Raw genomic sequence first — 22,114 nt, forward strand, 5'->3', positions numbered from 1 at the left:
CGCGCCGAAGCCGAACCCATCGCCGCAGCTCAGAGCGCCGGAAATGGCGGCGGCGGACGCGGGTACCGGGCACTGATCGGTGAGTTGTGTCGAGAGTCACTCGGATCGCACCAGGGACTTTTTCGAAAGCGCATACAGGCCCTGCTGGGCTCCATTACCGTTTGTGAGGGGTTTCCTTCATTTCGACTAGCGGGTACGGAGAATCGGTGAGCGTCAATCCGTTCGACGACGACGGTGGCAGCTTTCTCGTCTTGATCAACGACGAGGAGCAGCACAGCTTGTGGCCGGTCTTCGCCGATGTTCCTGCCGGCTGGCGGGTGGTTTACGGCGAAGCCGAGCGCGCTGCATGTCTGGACTACATCGAACAGAACTGGACCGATATCCGGCCGAGGAGTCTGCGCGAGAGGCTGGCAGCGGTTCAGGCAGAGAAGTAGACCATCGGGCTTGGGGGATCGTATGGAACTTGAGGACCGGGCACTTCCGCTGACGAGAGCTCAGCAGGACATCTGGCTGGCCGAGGAAACGGGGCTCTTCGGCGCCAGGTGGCAGCTGGGCGTGTTCGTGCGCATCGCGGGCCCGATCGACACAGATTTGTTCGAGTCGGCGATCCGGCAGGCGGTCAGCGAGGCCGAACCGCTGCGGGCGTCGTTTTTCCAGGTGGATGGCCAGGTTTTCCAGAAGATCGTGGATGACCCGCACGTCGAGCTGGCCCGCTATGACCTGATGGGCTCGCAGGATCCCGAGCGCGACGCCTATCGGCTGGCGTCGTCGATTCAGCGCACGGTGATGCCGCTGAGCGGTCCGCTGTTCAAATTCGCGTTGATGCAGACGCAGATCGACGAGTTCTATTTCTTCGTCTGCTGCCACCACATCGTCACCGACGGCGTCGGCCTCGCCTTCGTTCTGCACCGGCTGGCGACCGTCTACAACGCGATGAGCGCGGGCGTCTCGGCCCCACCCGCCTTTTTCGGGTCGCTGACCGATCTGGTCGATTGCGAGCTGGCGTACGAAGCCTCCACCGACTACGACGAGGACCGGGCGTACTGGGCCGGTCACCTGCCGCCGGACAGCGAACGTCAGGCCGGATCGGTGGTCGAGGCCGGTGGGCGTGACCCGCACGACTTTGGTGCCCCCGTGGAGTTGGACCCGGCCGCGGTGGCCGGGATGGACGAGTTGGCGCGGGCGTTGGGGATGCGCCGGTCGTCGGTGATGACCGCGGCGTGCGCGCTGCTGGTGGGCGGCTGCGACGGTGAGGGCTCGCAGGTCGTGTTCGACTTCCCGGTCAGCAGGCGGGTGGATCCGCAGCTGAAGTTGGTGCCCGGGATGATTTCCGGGGTCGTCCCGCTGGTCTTGACGGCGTCACCGGGGGCGTCGATCGCCGAGTTCTGTGAGCATGTCGACACGCGGATCCGCGAGACGTTGCAGCACCAGCGTTTCCCGGTGCACGCCATGGAGAACGCGGCGCACTTCCACGCCTTCGGGCAGGCGTCGAATCGGGTCGGGCTTAACTTCATTCCGACGACACACCTGACGGATCTCGCCGGTTCCGCCGTGACGGCGACGCTGACCCACGACGGTTTGGGAGATCAGTTCCGGCTGGTCTTTTTCCGGGACGAGGAAAAGCTCTTCCTGAACACGCCGGGTACTGGCCAATTGTTCGCCAACTGCGATATCGGCGAGCTGGCCAAGCGCCTGGAGCGGGTGTTCACGGCGATGACCGCCGACCCGACACGGCGGCTGTCGTCGATCGATCTGCTCGACGAGGCCGAGCAGGCCCGCATCGACGAGATCGGCAACCGACCCGTGCTGACCGAGCGGCCGGCTCCCGCCGTGTCGATCCCGGCGCTGTTTGCGGGGCAGGTGGCGCGCGTGCCGGAGGCCGTGGCGGTGAGCTTCGCGGGCCGCTGCACGACCTACCGCGAGCTCGATGAGGCGTCGAACCGGTTGGCGCACTTGCTGGCCGGCGAGGGAGTGGGGCCGGGCCAGCGGGTGGCGTTGCTGTTCTCCCGGTCGGCCGAGGCCATCGTGTCGATCTTGGCCGTGCTGAAGACCGGGGCGGCGTACGTGCCGATCGATCCGGCGGTGCCGGCGGCCCGCATCGAGTTCATGCTCGAGGACGCCGCCCCGCTCGTGGCGCTCACCACCACCGAGCTGGCCGCCCGGCTGGACGGGCACGAGCTGCTGGTCGTCGATGTCGACGACCCGCGGATCGCCACCCACCCCAGCACCGCGCTGCCGGCGCCGGCGGCCGACGAGACGGCCTACCTGATCTACACCTCGGGCACCACCGGGGTGCCCAAGGGCGTGGCGATCACCCACCACAACGTGATCCAGCTGATGAAGACGCTGGACGACAGCCTGGAATTGACCGGCCAGGTGTGGTCGCAGTGGCATTCCCTGGCCTTCGACGTCTCGGTCTGCGAGATCTGGGGTGCGCTGCTGCACGGCGGCCGGTTGGTGGTAGTGCCCGAATCGGTCGCACGCTCACCGGAAGACTTCCACGCCCTGCTGGTCAGGGAACAGGTCAGCGTGTTGAGCCAGACGCCGTCGGCCTTTTACGCGCTGCAAACCGCCGACGCGCTGTCGCCCGAGCTGGGCCGCCAGCTGAAGCTCCAAACGGTGATATTCGCCGGCGAGGCGCTGGAACCGCAACGTCTCAAGAAATGGCTGCACAACCACCCCGGGCTGCCGCGACTGATCAACATGTACGGCACCACCGAGACCACCGTGCACGCCTCGTTCCGGGAGATCGGCGACGCCGACATCGACAGCACCGCCAGTCCCATCGGGGTGCCGCTCGAGCACCTGGGCTTCTTCGTGCTGGACGGCTGGATGCGGCCGGTCCCGGCCGGCGTGGTCGGCGAGCTGTATGTGGCCGGTTCCGGCCTGGGATACGGCTACGTCGGGCGGGGCGGGTTGACCGCGACGCGGTTCGTGGCCTGCCCGTTCAGCGAGCCCGAGGCGCCGGGAACACGGATGTATCGCACCGGCGACCTCGTGTCTTGGCGTGGCGACGGGCAGCTGGACTACCTGGGCCGCGCCGACGAGCAGGTCAAGATCCGCGGCTACCGGATCGAGCTGGGTGAAGTCCGGGCGGCTTTGGCCCGCGTGGGCGGGGTCCAGCAGGCGGTGGTGATCGTCCGCGAGGACCGCCCCGGCGACAAGCGATTGGTGGGGTACACGACCGGAACCGCCGAGCCGGCCGCCGCGCGCGCCGCGCTGGCCGAGCGGCTCCCGTCCTACATGGTGCCGACCGCGGTGGTGAGGCTGGAGGCGCTGCCGCTGACCGTCAACGGCAAGCTCGACAAACGCGCCCTGCCCGCACCGGAATACTCCGATGCCGATCGTTACCGCGCCCCCGTCAGCGCCGTCGAGGAGATCCTGGCCGGCATCTACGCCCAGGTCCTCGGTGTCGAGCGGGTCGGCGTCGACGAGTCGTTCTTCGAGCTGGGCGGCGACAGCATCCTGTCGATGCAGGTGGTGGCCCGGGCGCGGGCGGCCGGCGTGGTGTGCCGGCCGCGCGACATCTTCGTCGAGCAGACCGTGGCCCGGCTGGCCCGGGTGGCCGGTGTCGCCGACGGTTCGGGCGACGTGGTCGACGAGGGGCTTGGCGCGGTGGTGGCCACCCCAATCATGCGGTGGCTCAACGAGATCGACGGCCCAGTCGATCAGTTCAATCAGACCGTGGTCGTCGCGGCTCCGGCCGGCGTCGGCGAGGCCGACGTGCGGGTCGTGCTGCAGGCGTTGCTGGATCGGCACGCGATGCTTCGGCTGCGCGTCGACGACGACGGCGCCGGGGGTTGGTCGCTGCAGGTTCCCGAGGTCGGATCGGTGGACGCCGCCGCATGCCTGCAATCGATCGACGTGCTCTCCGACGAGGTCCTGGTCGATGCGCGGTCACGGTTGAACCCGGCCGCCGGGATGATGCTCAGCGCCGTGTGGGCAGCCTCCACCGGGCAGTTGGCATTGATCGTTCACCATCTGGCCGTCGACGGGGTGTCGTGGCGAATCCTGTTGGAAGACCTCAACATTGCGTGGGCCCAGCACCACAGCGGGCAGCCGGTGGCGTTGCCGGCCGGCGGCACCTCGTTTGCCCGCTGGGCGAAGCTGCTGGCCGAGTACGCACGCGATCCGGCGGTGGTCGATCAGACCGAGGCGTGGCGGCAGGTGGCGGCGGTCCCGGCGGTGCTGCCCGACGTCCAACCGGAGATCGACAGCTACGTCAGCGCCGGGCAGTTGTCGGCGGAGCTGGACGTCGAGACGACCCGCATGCTGCTCGGTGAGGTGCCGGCCGCGTTTCGGGCTGGGGTACAAGACATTTTGTTGATTGCATTCGGGTTGGCGCTGTCGGAGTTCCTGGGCACCGGTGGCGCGCCGATCGGCATCGACGTCGAGGGCCACGGGCGCCACGAGGAGCTGGGCGCCGACGTCGATCTGTCGCGCACGGTGGGTTGGTTCACCACCAAATACCCGGTGTCCCTGGCCCTCGGTGGGCTGCGCTGGGCGCAGGTGGGAGCCGGCGATGCCGCCCTCGGAGCGGTGCTCAAGGACGCGAAAGAACAGCTTCGCGCGCTCCCGGACCCGCTGAGTTACGGGGTGCTGCGCTACCTGAACCCCGACGTGGACCTGGCCGAAGCCGACCCGCCGATCGGGTTCAACTACCTGGGGCGTGTGGGTGCGGCGGCAGCCGAGATGTCCGACGATCTGTGGCGACTCTGCCAGGATGGCTTGGCGGCCGGCGGTGCCAGCGCGGCTATACCCATGCCATTGATGCACACCGTGGAGCTCAATGCCGGTACCGTCGACACCGGCTCGGGCCCGCGCCTGCAGGCCAACTGGACCTGGGCGCCCTCGGCGCTGACTCAGGCGCACGTCAACCGGCTGAGCCAATTGTGGTTCGAGGCCCTGGCCGGTATCTGCGCGCATGTGCGCGGCGGTGGAGGCGGGTTGACGCCGTCCGATATCGCGCTCGCCGGTCTCAGCCAGCAGCAGATCGACGAGCTCCAGCGCCACTATGCGGATCGCTGACGTACTGCCCCTGACCCCACTGCAACAGGGGCTGCTCTTCCACGCCAGCACCGTGCAAGGTGGCGACGATCTGTACGCGGTGCAGCTCGACATCACCGCGACCGGACCGCTTGACCCGCATCGCCTGCGCGATGCCGTGCAAACGATGGTCAACCGGCATCCCAACCTGGCGGCGTTGTTCTCCGAACAATTCGACCAGCCGGTGCAGATCATCCCGGCCGATCCCGAGACCGGTTGGCAGTACGTCGATTTGGACGGCGGCACCGACGCCGACGTCGAGGAGCAGATGCAGCGGCTCTGTGCCGCTGAGCGCGCGGCGGTTCGCGATCTCGCCGAGGAGTCGGCTTTTCGGGCGGCGCTGATCCGGACCGCACCGCATCAGCACCGGTTCGTCCTGACCTTTCACCACATCGTGGTCGACGGCTGGTCGCTGCCGATCGTGCTGCAGGAAATCTTCGCCAGCTATTACGGCCAGCGCCTGCCCGCGGCCGCGCCGTATCGCCGCTTTGTCACTTGGCTGGCCGATCGAGACGTCGGCGCTGCCCGCGCGGCGTGGCAGGCGGCGCTCGCCGGTTTCGAGGCGCCGACCCTGGTCGGCCCGCCCGATCGGCTCAAGCTGGGGCGTCGCGCGGTTGCGTCGTTCCGGGTTCCGGAAGAGATCACACGCGCCGTCGGTGAGCTGGCGCGGTCCTGCCGGACCACGGTCAACATCGTGCTGCAGGGCGCCTGGGCGCAGCTGCTGACCATGCTGACCGGCCAGCACGACGTCGCCTTCGGCGTCACGGTCTCGGGTCGGCCGGCCGAGGTGTTGGGCGCGGACTCGATGGTGGGGCTGCTGATCAACACGGTGCCGGTGCGGGCGCGCATGGCGGCGGGGACCACGGTGGCGGACCTGCTCGATCGGCTGCAACAGGTCCACAACGACACCGTCGACCACCAGCACTTGGCGCTGCGCGACATCCACCGCGTCACCGGTCACAACCAGTTGTTCGACACCCTCTTGGCGTTCGAGAACTACCCGATCGACATCGAGGTGTTGTCCGGCGTCGACGGGCTGACCGTCACCGAGTTCACCAACCGCGAATACAACCACTACCCGCTCGCCGTGCAGGTGCTGCCGGGCGGCGAATTGGGCCTGCGCGTCGAATTCGACACCGACGTGTTCGACGCGTCAACCATTGACACGCTGATCGGGCGGCTGCAGCAGATCTTGGCGGCGATGGCCGCCGATCCCGTCCAGGCGTTGTCGGCGATGGATGTGCTGGGCGCCGAAGAACGCGCCCGCCTGGACGGATGGGCTAACCGGGCGGCGCTCACCCGGCCGGTCAGCGCGTCGGCGTCGATTCCGGCGTTGTTCGCCGCGCAGGTCGCGCGCTCACCCGAGGCGGTGGCGCTGACTTTCGAAGGCCGCGGCACGACGTACCGCGAGCTGGACGAGGCGTCGAATCGGTTGGCGCACTTGCTGATCGGCGAGGGCGTCGGTCCGGGTGAGCGGGTGGCGCTGCTGTTTCCCCGGTCCGCCGAGGCGATCGTGGCGATCCTGGCGGTGCTGAAAACCGGTGCGGCGTATGTGCCGATCGACCCGGTGGTGCCGGACGCGCGGATGCAGTTCGTGCTCGGTGACGCCGCGCCGGCCGCCGCGATCACCACCGCCGAGCTGGCCGAGCGGCTGGCCGGGTCCGGCCTTCCGGTCGTCGATGTCGAGGACCCGCGGATCGGCGCCCAGCCCAGCTCGGCGTTGCCGGCGCCGGGTGCGGATGAGATCGCCTACCTGATCTACACCTCGGGCACGACCGGCGTCCCCAAGGGGGTGGCCGTCGCCCACCGCAACGTGATTCAGCTGCTCGAGGTGCTCGACGCCAACCTGGAGCTGTCGCCGGGGCAGGCGTGGACCCAATGCCATTCGCTGGCCTTCGACTTCTCGGTGTGGGAGGTCTTCGGCGCGCTGTTGCACGGCGGGCGCCTGGTAGTGGCGCCCGAGGCGGTGGTGCGCTCACCGGAAGACTTGCGTGCCTTGCTGATTCGCGAGCGGGTCAGCGTGCTGAGCCAGACCCCGTCGGCGTTCTATGCGCTGCAAGCCGTCGACGCGCAATCGACCGGAGATCAGCTCACACTTGAGACGGTGGTGTTCGGCGGCGAAGCGCTTGAACCACAACGGCTTCGGGCCTGGCTGGACAACCACCCCGGATCGCCCCGGCTGATCAACATGTACGGCATCACCGAGACGACGGTGCACGCCTCGTTCCGCGAGATCGCCGGCGACGACGTCGACGTCAACGTCAGCCCGATCGGGGTGCCGCTGGGACACCTTGGCTTCTTTGTGCTCGACGGCTGGTTGCGACCGGTGCCCGCCGGCGTCGTCGGGGAGTTGTATGTGGCGGGCTCCGGGCAGGGGTATGGGTATGTCGGCCGGGCGGCGTTGACGGCGACGCGGTTCGTGGCCTGCCCGTTCGGCGGACCCGGGGCACGCATGTATCGCACCGGGGATCTCGTTTCCTGGGGCGCCGACGGGCAGCTGCACTACCTCGGACGTGCCGACGCGCAGGTCAAGATCCGCGGCTACCGCATCGAGCTCGGTGAAATCCAGGCCGCGCTGGCCGGCGTGGACGGGGTGGAGCAGGCGGTGGTGATCGCCCGCGAGGACCGCCCCGGCGACAAGCGCCTGGTCGGCTACGTGACCGGGACCGTCGAGGCGGCCACGGCGCGCGCGAGCCTGGCCGAGCGGCTGCCCGAGTACATGGTCCCGGCCGCGGTGGTGGTGCTGGACGCACTGCCGTTGACGGTCAACGGCAAGCTCGACACCCGCGCCCTGCCCGCACCGGAATACTCGGACGCCGGTGGTTACCGCGCCCCGGCGACCCTGACCGAGGAGATCGTGTCCGGGATCTACGCCCAGGTGTTGGGGCTGGACCGGGTCGGCGTGGACGAGTCGTTCTTCGACTTGGGCGGGGATTCGCTGTTGGCGATGCGGGTGATCGCCTCGATCAACAAGTCTTTGAACGCCGGCGTTTCGGTGCGGGACCTCTTCGAGGCGCCCACGGTGGCGCAGCTGGCGCCCCGCATCGGTACCGGCGGGGAGGGCCTCGAGCCTTTGGTGGCGGGGGAGCGACCGGCGGTGGTGCCGTTGTCGTTTGCCCAGAACCGGTTGTGGTTCCTGGACCAGCTGCAAGGACCGTCCCCGATCTACAACATGGCGGTGGCGTTGCGGCTGCGCGGGCGCCTCGACGCCGACGCATTGGGTGCCGCCCTGGCCGACGTGGTGGCCCGCCACGAAAGTCTGCGGACGGTGTTTGCCGCGCACGACGGGATTCCCCAGCAGGTGGTGCTGCCGGTCGAGCGGATCGACTTCGGTTGGGAAGTCGTCGACGCCACCGGCTGGCCGGAAAGCCGGCTGCAGGAGGCCATCGGCACCTCGGTGCAGTACACATTTGACCTTGCCGCCGAGATCCCTTTGCGGGCAAGGCTTTTCCACGTCGCCGAGCACGAGCACGTGCTGGTGGCGGCCGTGCACCACATCGCCGCCGACGGCTGGTCGGTGAAGCCGCTGGTGCGTGACCTTGGTGTGGCGTATGCCAGCCGGTCCATCGGACAAGCGCCCGACTGGACGCCGCTGCCGGTGCAGTACGTCGACTACACGCTGTGGCAGCGCACGCAGTTCGGTGAGCTCGACGACAGCGACAGCCGCATGGCCGCGCAGCTGGCCTACTGGCAGGACGCCCTCGCCGGAATGCCCGAGCGGCTCGAGCTTCCCACCGACCGGCCCTACCCGGCGGTCGGCGATTACCACGGTGCCCGGCTTTCGGTCGACTGGCCGGCAGACCTGCAGCAGCGGGTGCGCGACGTGGCCCGCAAGCACGATGCGACCAGCTTCATGGTGATGCAGGCAGCGCTGGCGGTATTGCTCTCCACGCTCGGCGCCACCGACGACGTGGCGGTGGGGTTCCCGATCGCCGGGCGGCGCGACCCCGCGCTCGACGAGCTGGTGGGGTCCTTCATCAACACGCTGGTGCTGCGGGTCGATCTGACCGGTGATCCCACGGCCACCGAATTGCTGGACCAAGTGCGCCAGCGCAGCCTCGCCGCCTACGAACACCAGGACGTACCCTTCGAGGTCCTGGTCGAGCGGCTCAACCCCACCCGAAGCCAGGCCCACCATCCGCTGGTACAGGTGTTGTTGGCCTGGCAGAACAACGAGCCCGCCACGCTGAGTCTGGGGGAGCTGCGGGTCACGCCGCTGCCGGTGGACACCCACACCGCCCGCATGGACCTCGCGTTTTCCCTCGCCGAACGCTGGACCGACGCCGGCGAGCCCGCCGGGATCGGCGGGGAGGTGGAGTTTCGCACCGACGTTTTCGACGCGGCCAGCATCGAAGGGCTGATCGAGCGGTTGCGACGGGTGTTGGTGGCCCTGACCACCGACCCGGCGCGGCGCCTGTCGTCGATCGATCTCCTCGATGACGATCAGCAAGCCCAGCTGGACCGGTGGGGCAACCGGGCGGTGCTGGCCCAGACCCCGGCCCCCGCGGCGTCCATTCCTGCGTTGTTCGCCGCGCAGGTCGCACGCGCTTCGGAGGCCGTGGCAATCAGGTATGGAGAGCGGTCATGGACGTACCGCGAGGTGGACGAGGCGTCGAATCGGTTGGCGCACTTGCTTTCTGGCCACGGCGCTGGGCCGGGGCAGTCGGTGGCGGTGCTGTTTCCCCGGTCGGCCGAGGCGATCGTGGCGATTGCGGCGGTGCTCAAGACCGGGGCCGCCTACCTGCCGATCGACCCCGCGCACCCCGACGCGCGGATCGAGTTCATGCTGGCCGATGCCGCGCCCATCGCCGCGATCACCACCGCCGAGCACGCCGACCGGCTACACGGGCACGGGGTGGCGGTCATCGATGTCGACGATCCGCGGATTCGCGCCCAGCCCAGCACCGCGCTGCCCGGACCCGCACCGGACGACATCGCCCACATCATCTACACCTCGGGCACGACCGGCGTCCCCAAAGGGGTCGCCGTAACCCACCGCAACGTCACCCAGTTCCTGGCGGTCGCGGATTCATATGTGCCGCCGGGGGTTTGGACGCAGTGCAATTCCTATGGCTTCGACACGTCGGTGTGGGAGATCTGGGGCCCGCTGTTGCACGGCGGGCGCGTGGTGGTGGTGCCGGAATCGGTCGCCGCCGCGTCCGAAGACTTCCACGCCCTGCTCGTCAGGGAACGGGTCAGCCTCCTCACCTGGACCCCCTCCGCGGTGGCGACGTTGTCGCCGCAGGAGTTGGGGCAGATGGCGTTGATCGTCGCCGGCGAGGCCTGCCCGACCGACGTGGTGGATCGGTGGGCGCCGGGGCGGCTGATGCTCAACGCCTGCGGCCCGACCGAGACGACGATGGTGGTGACACTGAGCGCGCCGTTGGCGCCGGGGTCGGGTGTGGTGCCGATCGGGTCGCCGGTGCCCGGGTCGGCGTTGTTTGTGTTGGACAAATGGTTGCGGCCGGTGCCGGCCGGGGTGGTCGGGGAGCTGTACGCGGCCGGTCGCGGCGTCAGCTGCGGCTATGTCCGCCGGGCGGGTTTGACCGCGTCGCGGTTTGTGGCGTGCCCGTTCGGCGGGGCCGGCACTCGGATGTATCGCACCGGGGATCTGGTGCGCTGGCGGGCCGACGGGCAGCTGCAGTACCTCGGCCGCGCCGACGAGCAGGTCAAAGTCCGTGGCTACCGCATCGAACTCGGTGACGTGCGCTCGGCGCTCGCCGGACTGGACGGCGTCGACGACGCGGCGGTGATCGCCCGCGAGGACCGGCCGGGCGACAAGCGGCTGGTGGGTTACGTGACCGGCGCGGTCGAGCCGGCCCGCCTGCGCGCGAAGCTGGCCGATCAGCTGCCGCCGTATATGGTGCCGGCCGCGATCGTCGTCGTCGACGCGCTGCCCCTGACACCCAACGGCAAACTCGACGTCCGCGCGCTACCGGCACCGGAATACCAGGACGGCGCCGTTTATCGCGCCCCGTCGGGTGCGGTCGAGGAGATCCTGGCCGGCATCTACGCCCAGGTCCTCGGTCTGGATCGGGTGGGGGTTGACGACTCGTTCTTCGAGCTGGGTGGGGATTCGCTTTCGGCGATGCGGGTGATCGCCGCGGCCAACAAGTCGTTGGATGCCGGGCTTGCGGTGCGTGTCTTGTTCGAGGCGCCGACGGTGGCGCAGTTGGCCCTGCGTGTGGGTGCCGAGGGGGACGGGCTCGAGCCGCTGACCGCCGGCGAGCGGCCGGCGGTGGTGCCGCTGTCGTTCACCCAGAACCGGTTGTGGTTCTTGGACCAACTGCACGGGCCCTCACCGGTTTACAACATGGCGGTGGCCCTGCGGCTGCGCGGGCCTTTGGACGCCGAGGCATTGGGCGCCGCGCTGGGCGACGTGGTGAGCCGGCACGAAAGCCTGCGCACCGTATTCGTCGCCCCGCAGGGCGCACCGCAGCAGGTGGTGATGCCGGCTGAGCGGGCCGACTTCGGCTGGGATGTCGTCGACGCCGCGGGCTGGCCGGAAAGCCAGCTGGCGGCGGAGATCGAGGAAATGGCGGGCTACGCGTTCGATCTTTCCTCCGCGATTCCGTTGCGGGCGCGGCTTTTCCGCGTCGGCGAGGACGAGCACGTGCTGGCCGCGGTGGTGCATCACATCGCCGCCGACGGACTCTCGGTCGGTCCGCTGGTGCGCGATCTGGGCGTGGCCTACACCAGCCGCTCGGTCGGGCAACCCCCCGGGTGGATGCCGTTGCCGGTGCAGTACGTCGACTACACGCTGTGGCAGCGCTCCCAATTCGGCGAGCTCGACGACAGCGAGAGCCGCATCGGCGCGCAATTGGCTTACTGGCAAGGCGCTTTGGCGGGGATGCCCGAGCGGGTGGCGCTTCCGACAGATCGGCCTTATCCGCCGGTGGCCGATTACCGCGGGGCCACCGTGGCGGTGGAGTGGCCGGTCGAGGTGCAGCAGCAGCTGCGCCGGGTCGCCGGGGAACACAACGCGACCAGCTTCATGGTGATGCAGGCCGCGCTGGCGGTGTTGCTGGCCAAGATCAGCGCCAGTGTCGATGTGGCCGTGGGCTTCCCGATCGCCGGACGGCGCGACGCCGCTTTGGATGACTTGGTCGGTTTCTTCGTCAACACCCTGGTGTTGCGCCTGGACGTCGCCGGCGATCCCACGATCGCGGAAGTACTGGCGCAGGTGCGTGCGCGCAGCCTGGCCGCCTACGAGCATCAGGACGTCCCCTTCGAGGTGCTGGTCGAGCGGCTCAACCCGGCCCGCTCGCTTGCGCACCACCCGTTGGTTCAGGTGATGCTGGCCTGGCAGAACTGGCAGCAAGGCGATCCCGGCGCGATAGCGCTGGGTGACCTCGAGGTCAGCCCGCTGCCGGCCGATACCCATAGCGCCCGAATGGATTTGACGTTCTCCTTGGCCGAGCGCTGGACCGAGGACGGCCAGCCCGCTGGCATCGGCGGCAGCGTGGAGTTTCGCACCGACGTGTTCGACGCGGCCAGCATCCAAACCCTCATCGAGCGGCTGCGGCGGGTCTTGGTGGCCATCACCGCCGACCCGACACGGCGGCTCTCCACCGTCGATGTCCTCGACGCCGGTGAGCAGGCCCGCCTGGATGGCTGGGCCAACCGCGCGGCGCTGACCCAACCCGCGAGCACCACAGTGTCGATTCCGGCGGTGTTCGCCGCGCAGGTGAACCGTTCACCTCAGACCGTGGCGCTGACCGTCGACGGCCGCAGCATGACCTACCGCGAGCTGGACGAGGCGTCGAATCGCTTGGCGCACTTGTTGATTGGCCACGGTGCCGGGCCGGGGCAGCGTGTGGCGCTACTGCTGTCGCGCTCGGCCGAGGCGATCGTGTCGATCCTGGGGGTGCTGAAAACCGGTGCGGCCTATGTGCCGATCGACCCCGCGGTGCCGAACGCGCGGATGCAGTTCGTGCTCGGCGACGCCGCCCCAATCGCCGCGATCACCACCACCGCACACGCCGACCGGCTGGCCGGACAGGACCTGCTGGCCATCGACATTCACGACCCGCGGATTGCCACCCAGCCCGGCACCGCATTGCCGGCGCCGGCCCCCGATGAGATCGCCTACCTGATCTACACCTCGGGCACCACCGGAGTCCCCAAGGGTGTGGCGATTACCCACCACAACGTCATACAGCTGCTGGACTCGATGGGCGATGGCCTGGAGCTGACCGGCCAGGTGTGGTCGCAGTGGCATTCGCTGGCGTTCGACGTCTCGGTGTGCGAGATATGGGGTGCGCTCCTGCACGGTGGGCGCCTGGTGGTGGTGCCCGAGTCGGTGGCGCGTTCACCCGAAGAGTTCCACTCCCTTCTGGTCGCCGAACAAGTCGGTGTCTTGAGCCAGACGCCGTCGGCGTTTTATGCGCTGCAAGCCGCCGACGCGCAATCACCGGAGCTGGGCCAACGGCTGAACCTGCGGACCGTGATCTTCGCGGGCGAAGCGCTGGAACCGCAACGCCTCAAGCGGTGGATGCACGACCATCCCGGATTGCCCCGGCTGATCAATATGTACGGCACCACCGAGACGACGGTGCACGCCTCGCTGCGGCAGATCGTCGACAGCGACGCCATCACGAATGTCAGCCCCGTCGGGGTGCCGCTGGCCCATCTCGCCTTCTTTGTGCTGGACGGGTGGTTGCGGCCGACGCCGCCCGGCGTGATCGGCGAGCTGTATGTGGCCGGCTCCGGCGCGGGGTACGGGTATGTGGGTCGCGCGGGCTTGACCGGATCTCGGTTCGTGGCGTGTCCCTTCGGGGCGCCCGGGACACGGATGTATCGCACGGGCGACCTGGTGTGCTGGGGCGCCGACGGGCAGCTGCAATACCTCGGGCGCTCCGACGACCAGGTCAAGATTCGCGGCTATCGCATCGAGCTCGGTGAAGTCCAGGCCGCGCTGGCCGGCGTGGACGGCGTGCGGCAGGCGGTGGTGATCGCGCGCGAGGACCAACCCGGCGACAAGCGGCTGGTCGGCTATGTCACGGGGAGCACCGACGCGGCCCGGGTCCGCGCCCAGCTGGCCGAGCGGCTCCCGGCCTATATGGTCCCGGCCGCGGTCATGGTGATCGATGCCCTCCCGCTGACGGTCAACGGCAAGCTCGACAAACGCGCCCTGCCGGCGCCGGAATACCAGGATGCCGGCGGTTACCGCGCCCCGGCCACCCCCACCGAGGACATCGTGGCCGGCATCTACGGCCAGGTCCTCGGCCTGGAGCGAGTCGGGGTCGACGAGTCGTTCTTCGAGCTCGGTGGGGACTCGCTGTCCGCGATGCGCGTGATTGCGGCGGTGAATGCCGCTCTGGACGCCGGACTTTCGGTGCGCGCCTTGTTCGAGGCGCCCACGGTGGCCGAATTGGCGCCCCGCGTCGGTGCGGCGGGCGCGGCCGGACTGGAGCCGTTGGTCGCCGGCGACCGGCCGGCGATGATCCCGCTGTCGTTCGCCCAAAACCGGTTGTGGTTCCTCGACCAGCTACAGGGGCCGTCGCCGGCCTACAACATGGCGGTGGCCCTGCGGCTGTGCGGGCCTCTCGATGCCAACGCCTTGGGGGCGGCCGTCGCCGACGTGCTGGGCCGCCACGAGAGCCTGCGGACTCTGTTCGCGGCATCCGGGGGGATACCGCGGCAGCTGGTGATGCCCGCCGAGCGGGCGGACTTCGGTTGGCAGATCGTCGACGCATCCGGTTGGCCGGCGGCCCGGCTGGAAGAGGCCGTCGGCGCCGCGGCCCGTCACACGTTTGATCTGGCGACGGAGATCCCTTTGCGGGCAAGGCTTTTCCGGGTCGCGGACGACGAGCACGTGCTGGTGGCCGTGGTGCACCACATCGCCTCCGACGGCTGGTCGGTGAACCTGCTGGTGCGCGACCTGGGTGTGGCGTATGCCAGCCGCTGCGCCGGACAAGCCCCCGACTGGGCCGCGCTGCCCGTGCAATACGTCGACTACACGCTGTGGCAGCGCAGGCAGCTCGGCGAACTCGACGACCGTCACAGCCGCATCGCGGGCCAGCTCGCCTACTGGGAAGACACCCTGGCCGGCATGCCCGAGCAGTTGCAGCTTCCCACCGACCGGCCTTACCCGCCGGCAGCCGATCAGCGAGGCGCCACGGTCCCTGTCGACTGGCCCGCCGAGCTACAGCAGCGAGTCGCCCGGGTGGCCCGCGAGCACAACGCGACCAGCTTCATGGTGTTGCAGGCCGCCCTCGCGGTGCTGCTGTCCAAGCTCAGCGCCAGCAGCGATGTCGCCATCGGGTTCCCGATCGCCGGGCGTCCCGACCCCGCGCTGACCGAGCTGGTCGGCTTCTTCGTCAACACCCTGGTGCTGCGCGTCGATCTGACCGGGGACCCCACCGTCCCCGAGCTGCTCGACCGGGTGCGCGGACGCAGCCTCGCCGCCTACGAACACCAAGACGTGCCCTTCGAGGTGCTGATCGAGCGGCTCAACCCCGCCCGGAACTTGGCCCGCCACCCCCTCGTCCAGGTGGCGCTGGCCTGGCAGAACAACGAGCCCGCACAGCTGAGTCTGGGCGAACTGCGCGTCACGCGGATGCCGGTAGATGCCCACACCGCTCGCATGGATCTGGTGTTCGCCCTGGCCGAACGCTGGACCGACGCCGGCGAACCCGCCGGGATCGGCGGGGAGGTGGAGTTCCGCACCGACGTGTTCGACGCGGCCAGCATCGAGGCGTTGATCGAGCGGCTGCGCAGCGTGGTGGCGGCGCTGACCGCCGACCCGACGCGGCGGGTGTCGTCGGTCGACGTGCTCGGTGCCGGCGAGCTGGCCCGGCTCGACGAGTGGGGCAATCGGGCGGCGCTGACCCGGCCCATGCCCGTGGCGGCGTCGATTCCGGCGTTGTTCGCCGACCATGTGGCGCGCATACCCGACGCTGTCGCGATCAGCGGCGGCCGGCGGTCGTGGACGTATCGCGAGTTGGACGAGGCGTCAAACCGGTTGGCGCACTTGCTTTCCGGCCACGGCGCGGGCCCGGGGCAATGCGTGGCGCTGCTGATGCCGCGGTCGGAGCAGGCGGTCGTGGGGATTGTGGCCGTGGCGAAAACGGGCGCGGCCTATGTGCCGATCGACCCGGTGGTGCCCGACGCCCGCGTGGAGTTCGTGCTCGGCGACGCCGCGCCGGTCGCGGCGATCACCACCGCCGAGCTGGCCGGCCGGCTGAATGGGCATGACGTCCAAGTCGTCGACGTCGACGACCCGCGCATCCAGACCTATCCGTCCACGTCGTTGCCGACGCCGTCGCCGGCGGACTTCGCCTACCTGATCTACACCTCGGGCACCACCGGTGTGCCCAAGGGGGTCGCGGTCACCCACGGCAACGTGACGCGGCTGCTGGAGTCGTTGGATGCGGGACTGCCCGCGGCGGGGGTATGGCCGCTGTGTCACTCCCTGGCCTTTGACGTGTCGGTGTGGGAGATCTTCGGTGCGTTGCTGCGCGGCGGGCGAGTGGTGGTGGTGCCCGAGGAAGTGACCGCCTCACCAAAAGACTTCCACGACATGCTGATTGGTGAGCGGGTCAGCGTGTTGACCCAGACCCCGTCGGCCGTGGCGGCCTTGTCACCCGAGGGGCTCGACTCGGTCGCGTTGGTGATGGCCGGCGAGGCGTGCCCGGCCGAGGTGGTGGATCGCTGGGCGCCGGGGCGGGTGATGATCAACGCCTACGGACCCACCGAGACGACGATGTGCGTGGCGATCAGCGCCCCGCTCACCGCGGGTTCGGGTGGTCCGCCGATCGGGTCGCCGGTCGACGGGGCGGCGTTGTTCGTCCTCGACGGCTGGTTGCGGCCGGTCCCCGCGGGGGTAGTCGGCGAGCTCTACGTGGCCGGCACCGGTGTGGCCACCGGGTATGTCGGCCGGCCCGCGCTGACGGCGACGCGGTTTGTGGCCTGCGCCTTCGGGGAGCCGGGAACACGCATGTATCGCACCGGAGACCTGGCGTATTGGCGCGCCGACGGGCAGCTGCAGTACCTCGGGCGCGCCGACGAGCAGGTCAAGATCCGCGGCTATCGCATCGAATTGGGCGAAGTCCAAACGGCGCTGGCCAACCTGGAGGGGGTGCAGCAGGCGGCGGTGCTCGCCCGCGAGGACCGCCCCGGCGACAAGCGGCTGGTGGGTTATGTCACCGGCAGTGCCGATCCGGCCGAAGCGCGCGCCACGCTGGCCGAGCGGCTGCCGGCCTACATGGTGCCCGCCGCTGTCGTCGTGCTCGACGCGCTGCCGCTGACGTCCAACGGCAAGCTGGACACCCGCGCCCTGCCGGCACCGGACTACCAGGATGGCGATCACTTCCACGCCCCGGCCGGGCCCATCGAGGAGATCCTCGCCGGCATCTACGCCCAAGTGCTCGGGCTCGACAGGGTCGGGGTCGACGACTCGTTCTTCGACCTGGGTGGGGACTCGCTGTCGGCGATGCGCCTTATCGCCGCGATCAACACCGCCCTGGATGCCGGCCTCGCGGTGCGCAGCGTGTTCGACGCGCCCACGGTCGCCGAGCTGGCGCCGCGGATCGACGCCGAAGAGGGTGGGCTGGAGCCGTTGGTGGCCGGCCCGCGGCCCGCGGTGGTGCCACTGTCGTTCGCCCAGTCCCGGTTGTGGTTCTTGGACCAGTTGCTGGGGCCGTCGCCGATCTACAACATCGCGGTGGCGCTGCGGCTCCGCGGCCAACTCGACGCGAACGCGTTGGGCGCGGCGCTGGGCGATGTCGTCGCCCGCCACGAAAGCCTGCGCACCCTGTTCCCGGCGCCCGAGGGGATCCCCCAGCAGCAGGTGATCTCGGCCGAGCGGGCCGACTACGGGTGGCAGGTCGTCGACGCGAGCGCGTGGACGCGAGACCGGCTGGCCAAGGCCATCGAGGAGTCCGCCCGTTACACGTTCGACCTGACGGCCGAGATTCCGTTGCGTGCAAGGCTTTTCGGCATCAGCCCGGACGAACACGTGCTGGTGGCCACGATGCACCACATCGCCGCCGACGGTGTGTCGCTGATGCCGCTGGTGAGCGATCTGGGGGTGGCCTACTCCGCCCGGTGCGCGGCGCAAGCCCCCGGCTGGCCGGATTTGGCGGTGCAGTATGTCGACTACACGCTGTGGCAGCGCGACCAGCTCGGTGAGCTGACCGACCCGCACAGCCGCATCGCCGCGCAGCTGGAGTTCTGGCAGGACGCCCTGGCCGGCATGCCCGAACGCCTGGCGCTGCCCACCGACCGGCCCTACCCGCCGGTGGCCGACTACCGCGGCGCCAATGTCGCCGTGGACTGGCCCGCCGAGCTGCAACAGCGCGTCGCCCGGCTGGCCCGCGAGCACAGCGCGACCAGCTTCATGGTGATGCAGGCCGCGCTGGCGGTGTTGTTGTCCAAACTCAGCGCCAGCCCCGATGTCGCGGTGGGATTCCCGATCGCCGGCCGGCGCGACCCCGCGCTCGACGAGCTGGTCGGATTTTTCGTCAACACCCTGGCGTTGCGGGTTGACCTGGCCGGCGATCCCACCGTCGCCGAGGTGTTGGCCCAGGTGCGCCAGCGCAGCCTGGCCGCCTACGAACACCAGGACGTGCCCTTCGAGTTATTGGTGGAGCGGCTCAACCCGACCCGGTCGCTGACCCATCACCCCCTGGTTCAGGTGATGTTGGCCTGGCAGAACCTTGCCGGACAGGACAACGGCCCCGAAGCCGCGCTGGCGCTGGGTGATCTGCAGGTCGCCCCGCTGCCTGTCGACACCCACACCGCACGCATGGACCTGACATTTTCCCTCGGTGAACGCTGGAGCGATGCGGGTGAGCCCGCCGGGATCGGCGGGCAGGTGGAATTTCGCACCGACGTCTTCGATGCCGCCAGCGTCGAGGTGTTCGTCGAGCGGTTGCAGCGGGTGCTGGACGCGATGGCCGCCGATCCCGCCCAGCGGTTGTCGTCGATGGAGCTGCTCGACGAGGCCGAGTACGCCCGCCTGGATGCGTGGGGCAACCAGGCGGTGCTGACCCGCCCGGCCGCGCCCGAGCCGTCGATTCCGGCGTTGTTCGGCACCCAAGTGGCGAGCAACCCCACGGCGACGGCGTTGGTGTGCGGGCAGCAGTCGTGGACGTATCGCGAGCTGGACGAGGCGTCTAACCGGTTGGCGCACTTGCTTTCTGGCCACGGCGCGGGGCCCGGCGAGTGCGTGGCGTTGCTGTTCAGCCGCTGCGCCGAGGCGATCATCGCGATGTTGGCGGTGCTGAAGACCGGGGCGGCGTATCTGCCGATCGACCCGGCGCACCCGCGGTCGCGGGTGGAGTTCATGCTCGCCGACGCCGCGCCGATCGCCGCGGTCACCACAGGGGGGCTGGTCGACCGGCTGGCCGGGTGCGACCTGGCGGTCATCGACGTCAACGACGCTGCGATAGCAGCTCAGCCCAGCAGCGCGTTACCCGCGCCGGCGGCCGATGACCTCGCCTACATCATCTTCACCTCCGGAACGACGGGTGTGCCCAAGGGCGTGGCCATCACGCATCGCAACGTCACGCTGTTGGCCGACTCGCTCGACGACACCGGCCTGCCACCGGGTCCCGAGCGGGTGTGGTCGCAGTGGCATTCCTACAGCTTCGACATTTCGGGCTGGGAGATCTTCGGCGCCCTGCTGCGTGGCGGGCGCTTGGTCGTGGTGCCCGAATCGGTGGCCAGCTCGCCGGAAGACTTCCACGCCTTGCTCGTCGACGAACGGGTCAACGTGTTGAGCCAAACCCCGTCGGCTGTCGGGGCGTTGTCACCGGAGGGTTTGGACTCGGTGGCCTTGCTGGTCGGTGGCGAGGCCTGCCCGGCCGAAGTGGTGGACCGCTGGGCGCCCGGGCGAGTGATGATCAACGAATACGGCCCCACCGAGACCACGATGTGGGTGGCGGTCAGCGCCGCTCTGACACCCGGGTCGGGTGTGGTGCCGATCGGGTCGCCCCTGCCGACGGCGGCGTTGTTTGTGCTCGACGCGTGGTTGCGTCCGGTGCCCCCCGGAGTGGTCGGCGAGTTGTATGTGGCCGGCGGCCAGGTCGGCTGTGGGTATTGGCGCCGCGGCGGATTGACCGCGTCGCGGTTTGTGGCGTGTCCCTTCGGCGGGCCCGGGTCTCGGATGTATCGCACCGGCGATCTCGTGTGCTGGGGACCCGACGGGCAGCTGCAATATCTCGGGCGCACCGACGAGCAGGTGAAGATCCGCGGGTATCGCATCGAACTCGGTGAGGTGCAGGCGGCGCTGGCCGCCGTGGACGGCGTGCGGCAGGCGGCGGTGATCGCCCGCGAGGACCGTCCCGGCGATAAGCGCCTGGTCGGCTATGTCACCGGGAGCGCCGATCCGGCCGCGGCGCGCGCCGCGCTGGCCGAGCGGCTCCCGGCGTACATGGTTCCCGCGGCCGTGGTGGCGGTGCAGGCCCTGCCGTTGACGGTCAACGGCAAACTCGACAAGCGCGCCCTGCCGGCACCGGAGTACCAGGAGGGCGATCGTTACCGAGCGCCGTCCAGCCCCACCGAGGAGATCGTCGCCGGCATCTACGCCGAGGTGCTCGGCGTCGACCGTGTCGGCGTCGACGAGTCGTTCTTCCACCTCGGTGGCGATTCGCTTTCCGCGATGCGGGTGATCGCCAAGATCAACACCGCCCTGGATGCCCACCTGTCGGTGCGCCTCTTGTTCGATGCGCCGTCGGTGAGCGGCTTGAGCCAGCAGGTCGGCCGGCATTCCGGCGTGGACGGCTTCACGTCCGTGCACGGCCGCGACGCCACCGAGATACGCGCCGCCGACCTCACGCTGGACAAGTTCCTCGACGCCGCGACACTTTCCGCCGCCCCGTCGCTGCCCGGCCCCAGCGCCGAGGTGCGGACGGTATTGCTAACCGGCGCAACCGGTTTCGTGGGACGGTACCTGCTCCTGGAATGGCTGGAGCGGATGGAGCTGGTCGACGGCACGCTGATCTGTCTGGTGCGGGCCGACTCCGACGAGGATGCGCGGCGCCGGCTCGTCAAGGTCTTCGACCGCGGCGATGCGGATCTGCTGTGGCGATTCCAGGACCTGGCCCGGGACCATCTGCGGGTGATCGCGGCCGACAAGGCCGAGGCCAACTTGGGCCTGGACCGGCATGCCTGGCAGGGGCTGGCAGACACGGTTGACCTGATCGTCGATTCCGCGGCCATGGTCAGCGCCGTCTTGCCCTACAGCGAGCTGTTCGGGCCCAACGTCGCGGGCACCGCCGAGCTGATCCGCTTGGCGCTGGCCACCAAACTCAAGTCCTACATCTACGTGTCCACCGTCAACGTGGGTGACCAGATCGAGCCGTCGGCGTTCACCGAGGACGCCGATATCCGGGTCATCAGCCCCACCCGCACCATGGACGGCAGCTACGCCAACGGCTACGGCATCAGCAAATGGGCCGGCGAGGTATTACTGCGTGAGGCCAACGATCTGTGTGGGCTGCCGGTGGCGGTGTTTCGCTGCGACATGGTCATGGCCGACACCACCTATGTGGGTCAGCTCAACGAGTCGGACCTGTTCTCCCGCTTGGTGTTGAGTGTGGTGGCCACCGGTATCGCGCCGCGTTCGGTGTACCGGCTCGACGCCGACGGCAACCGGCAGCGCGCGCACTTCGACGGGCTGCCCGTCGGATTCGTCGCCGAGTCGATCGCCACGCTGGGCGCCCAGGTGGTCGACGGGTTCGAGACCTACCACGTGATGAACCCGCACGACGACGGCATCGGATTCGATCAGTTCGTCGACTGGCTGATCGACGCCGGCTACCCGATCCAGCGCATCGACGACTTCGGGGAGTGGCTGCGGCGATTCGAGGCCGCCCTGCGCGCCCTGCCTGAACGGCAGCGCCAGCACTCGGTGCTGGAGGTGCTGCAATTGCTGCTGCGCAATACGCCGGATGTGCACGCGATAGAGCCGGTTCGGGGTTCTCTCGCCCCGACCGACCGATTCCGGGCTGCGGTGCAGGAAGCCAAGATTGGACCGGACAACGACATCCCGCACATCTCGCCGCCGATCATCGTCAAATACGTCACCGAGTTGAAGCGGCTGGGGCTGCTCTAGCCGGCC

General features: G+C 69.4%; 3 protein-coding genes. All 3 read left to right on the forward strand.

Annotated elements, in window-relative coordinates; genetic code table 11:
• The first annotated feature begins 206 nt into the window (after positions 1-206).
• Genes ACQI5H_RS00865 through ACQI5H_RS00875 form a run of 3 tightly spaced genes read left to right on the forward strand, consistent with a single transcriptional unit; the run spans position 207 to position 22,108 of the window.
• On the forward strand, positions 207-434 hold the full coding sequence (locus tag ACQI5H_RS00865; RefSeq protein WP_076059235.1) for an MbtH family protein: 228 nt from the start codon (positions 207-209) through the stop codon (positions 432-434).
• 22 nt (positions 435-456) lie between these two features.
• Positions 457-5,028: an amino acid adenylation domain-containing protein gene (locus ACQI5H_RS00870; protein WP_427077547.1), complete on the forward strand. Its 4,572-nt coding sequence runs from the start codon at positions 457-459 to the stop codon at positions 5,026-5,028.
• Positions 5,015-22,108 (forward strand): amino acid adenylation domain-containing protein, encoded by a 17,094-nt coding sequence (locus tag ACQI5H_RS00875; RefSeq protein ID WP_427077548.1) that lies wholly within the window; start codon positions 5,015-5,017, stop codon positions 22,106-22,108. The genes ACQI5H_RS00870 and ACQI5H_RS00875 overlap by 14 nt, the downstream gene beginning before the upstream one ends.
• Positions 22,109-22,114: the final 6 nt, after the last annotated feature.

This window comes from Mycobacterium heidelbergense (assembly GCF_050205645.1).
GTDB classification, from domain to species: Bacteria; Actinomycetota; Actinomycetes; order Mycobacteriales; family Mycobacteriaceae; genus Mycobacterium; species Mycobacterium heidelbergense_A.

Bases quoted from the DNA above. Each gene is read 5' to 3' on its own strand.
- ACQI5H_RS00870 (WP_427077547.1), top strand. From the start codon at position 457: ATGGAACTTGAGGACCGGGCACTTCCGCTGACGAGAGCTCAGCAGGAC.
- ACQI5H_RS00875 (WP_427077548.1), top strand. From the start codon at position 5,015: ATGCGGATCGCTGACGTACTGCCCCTGACCCCACTGCAACAGGGGCTG.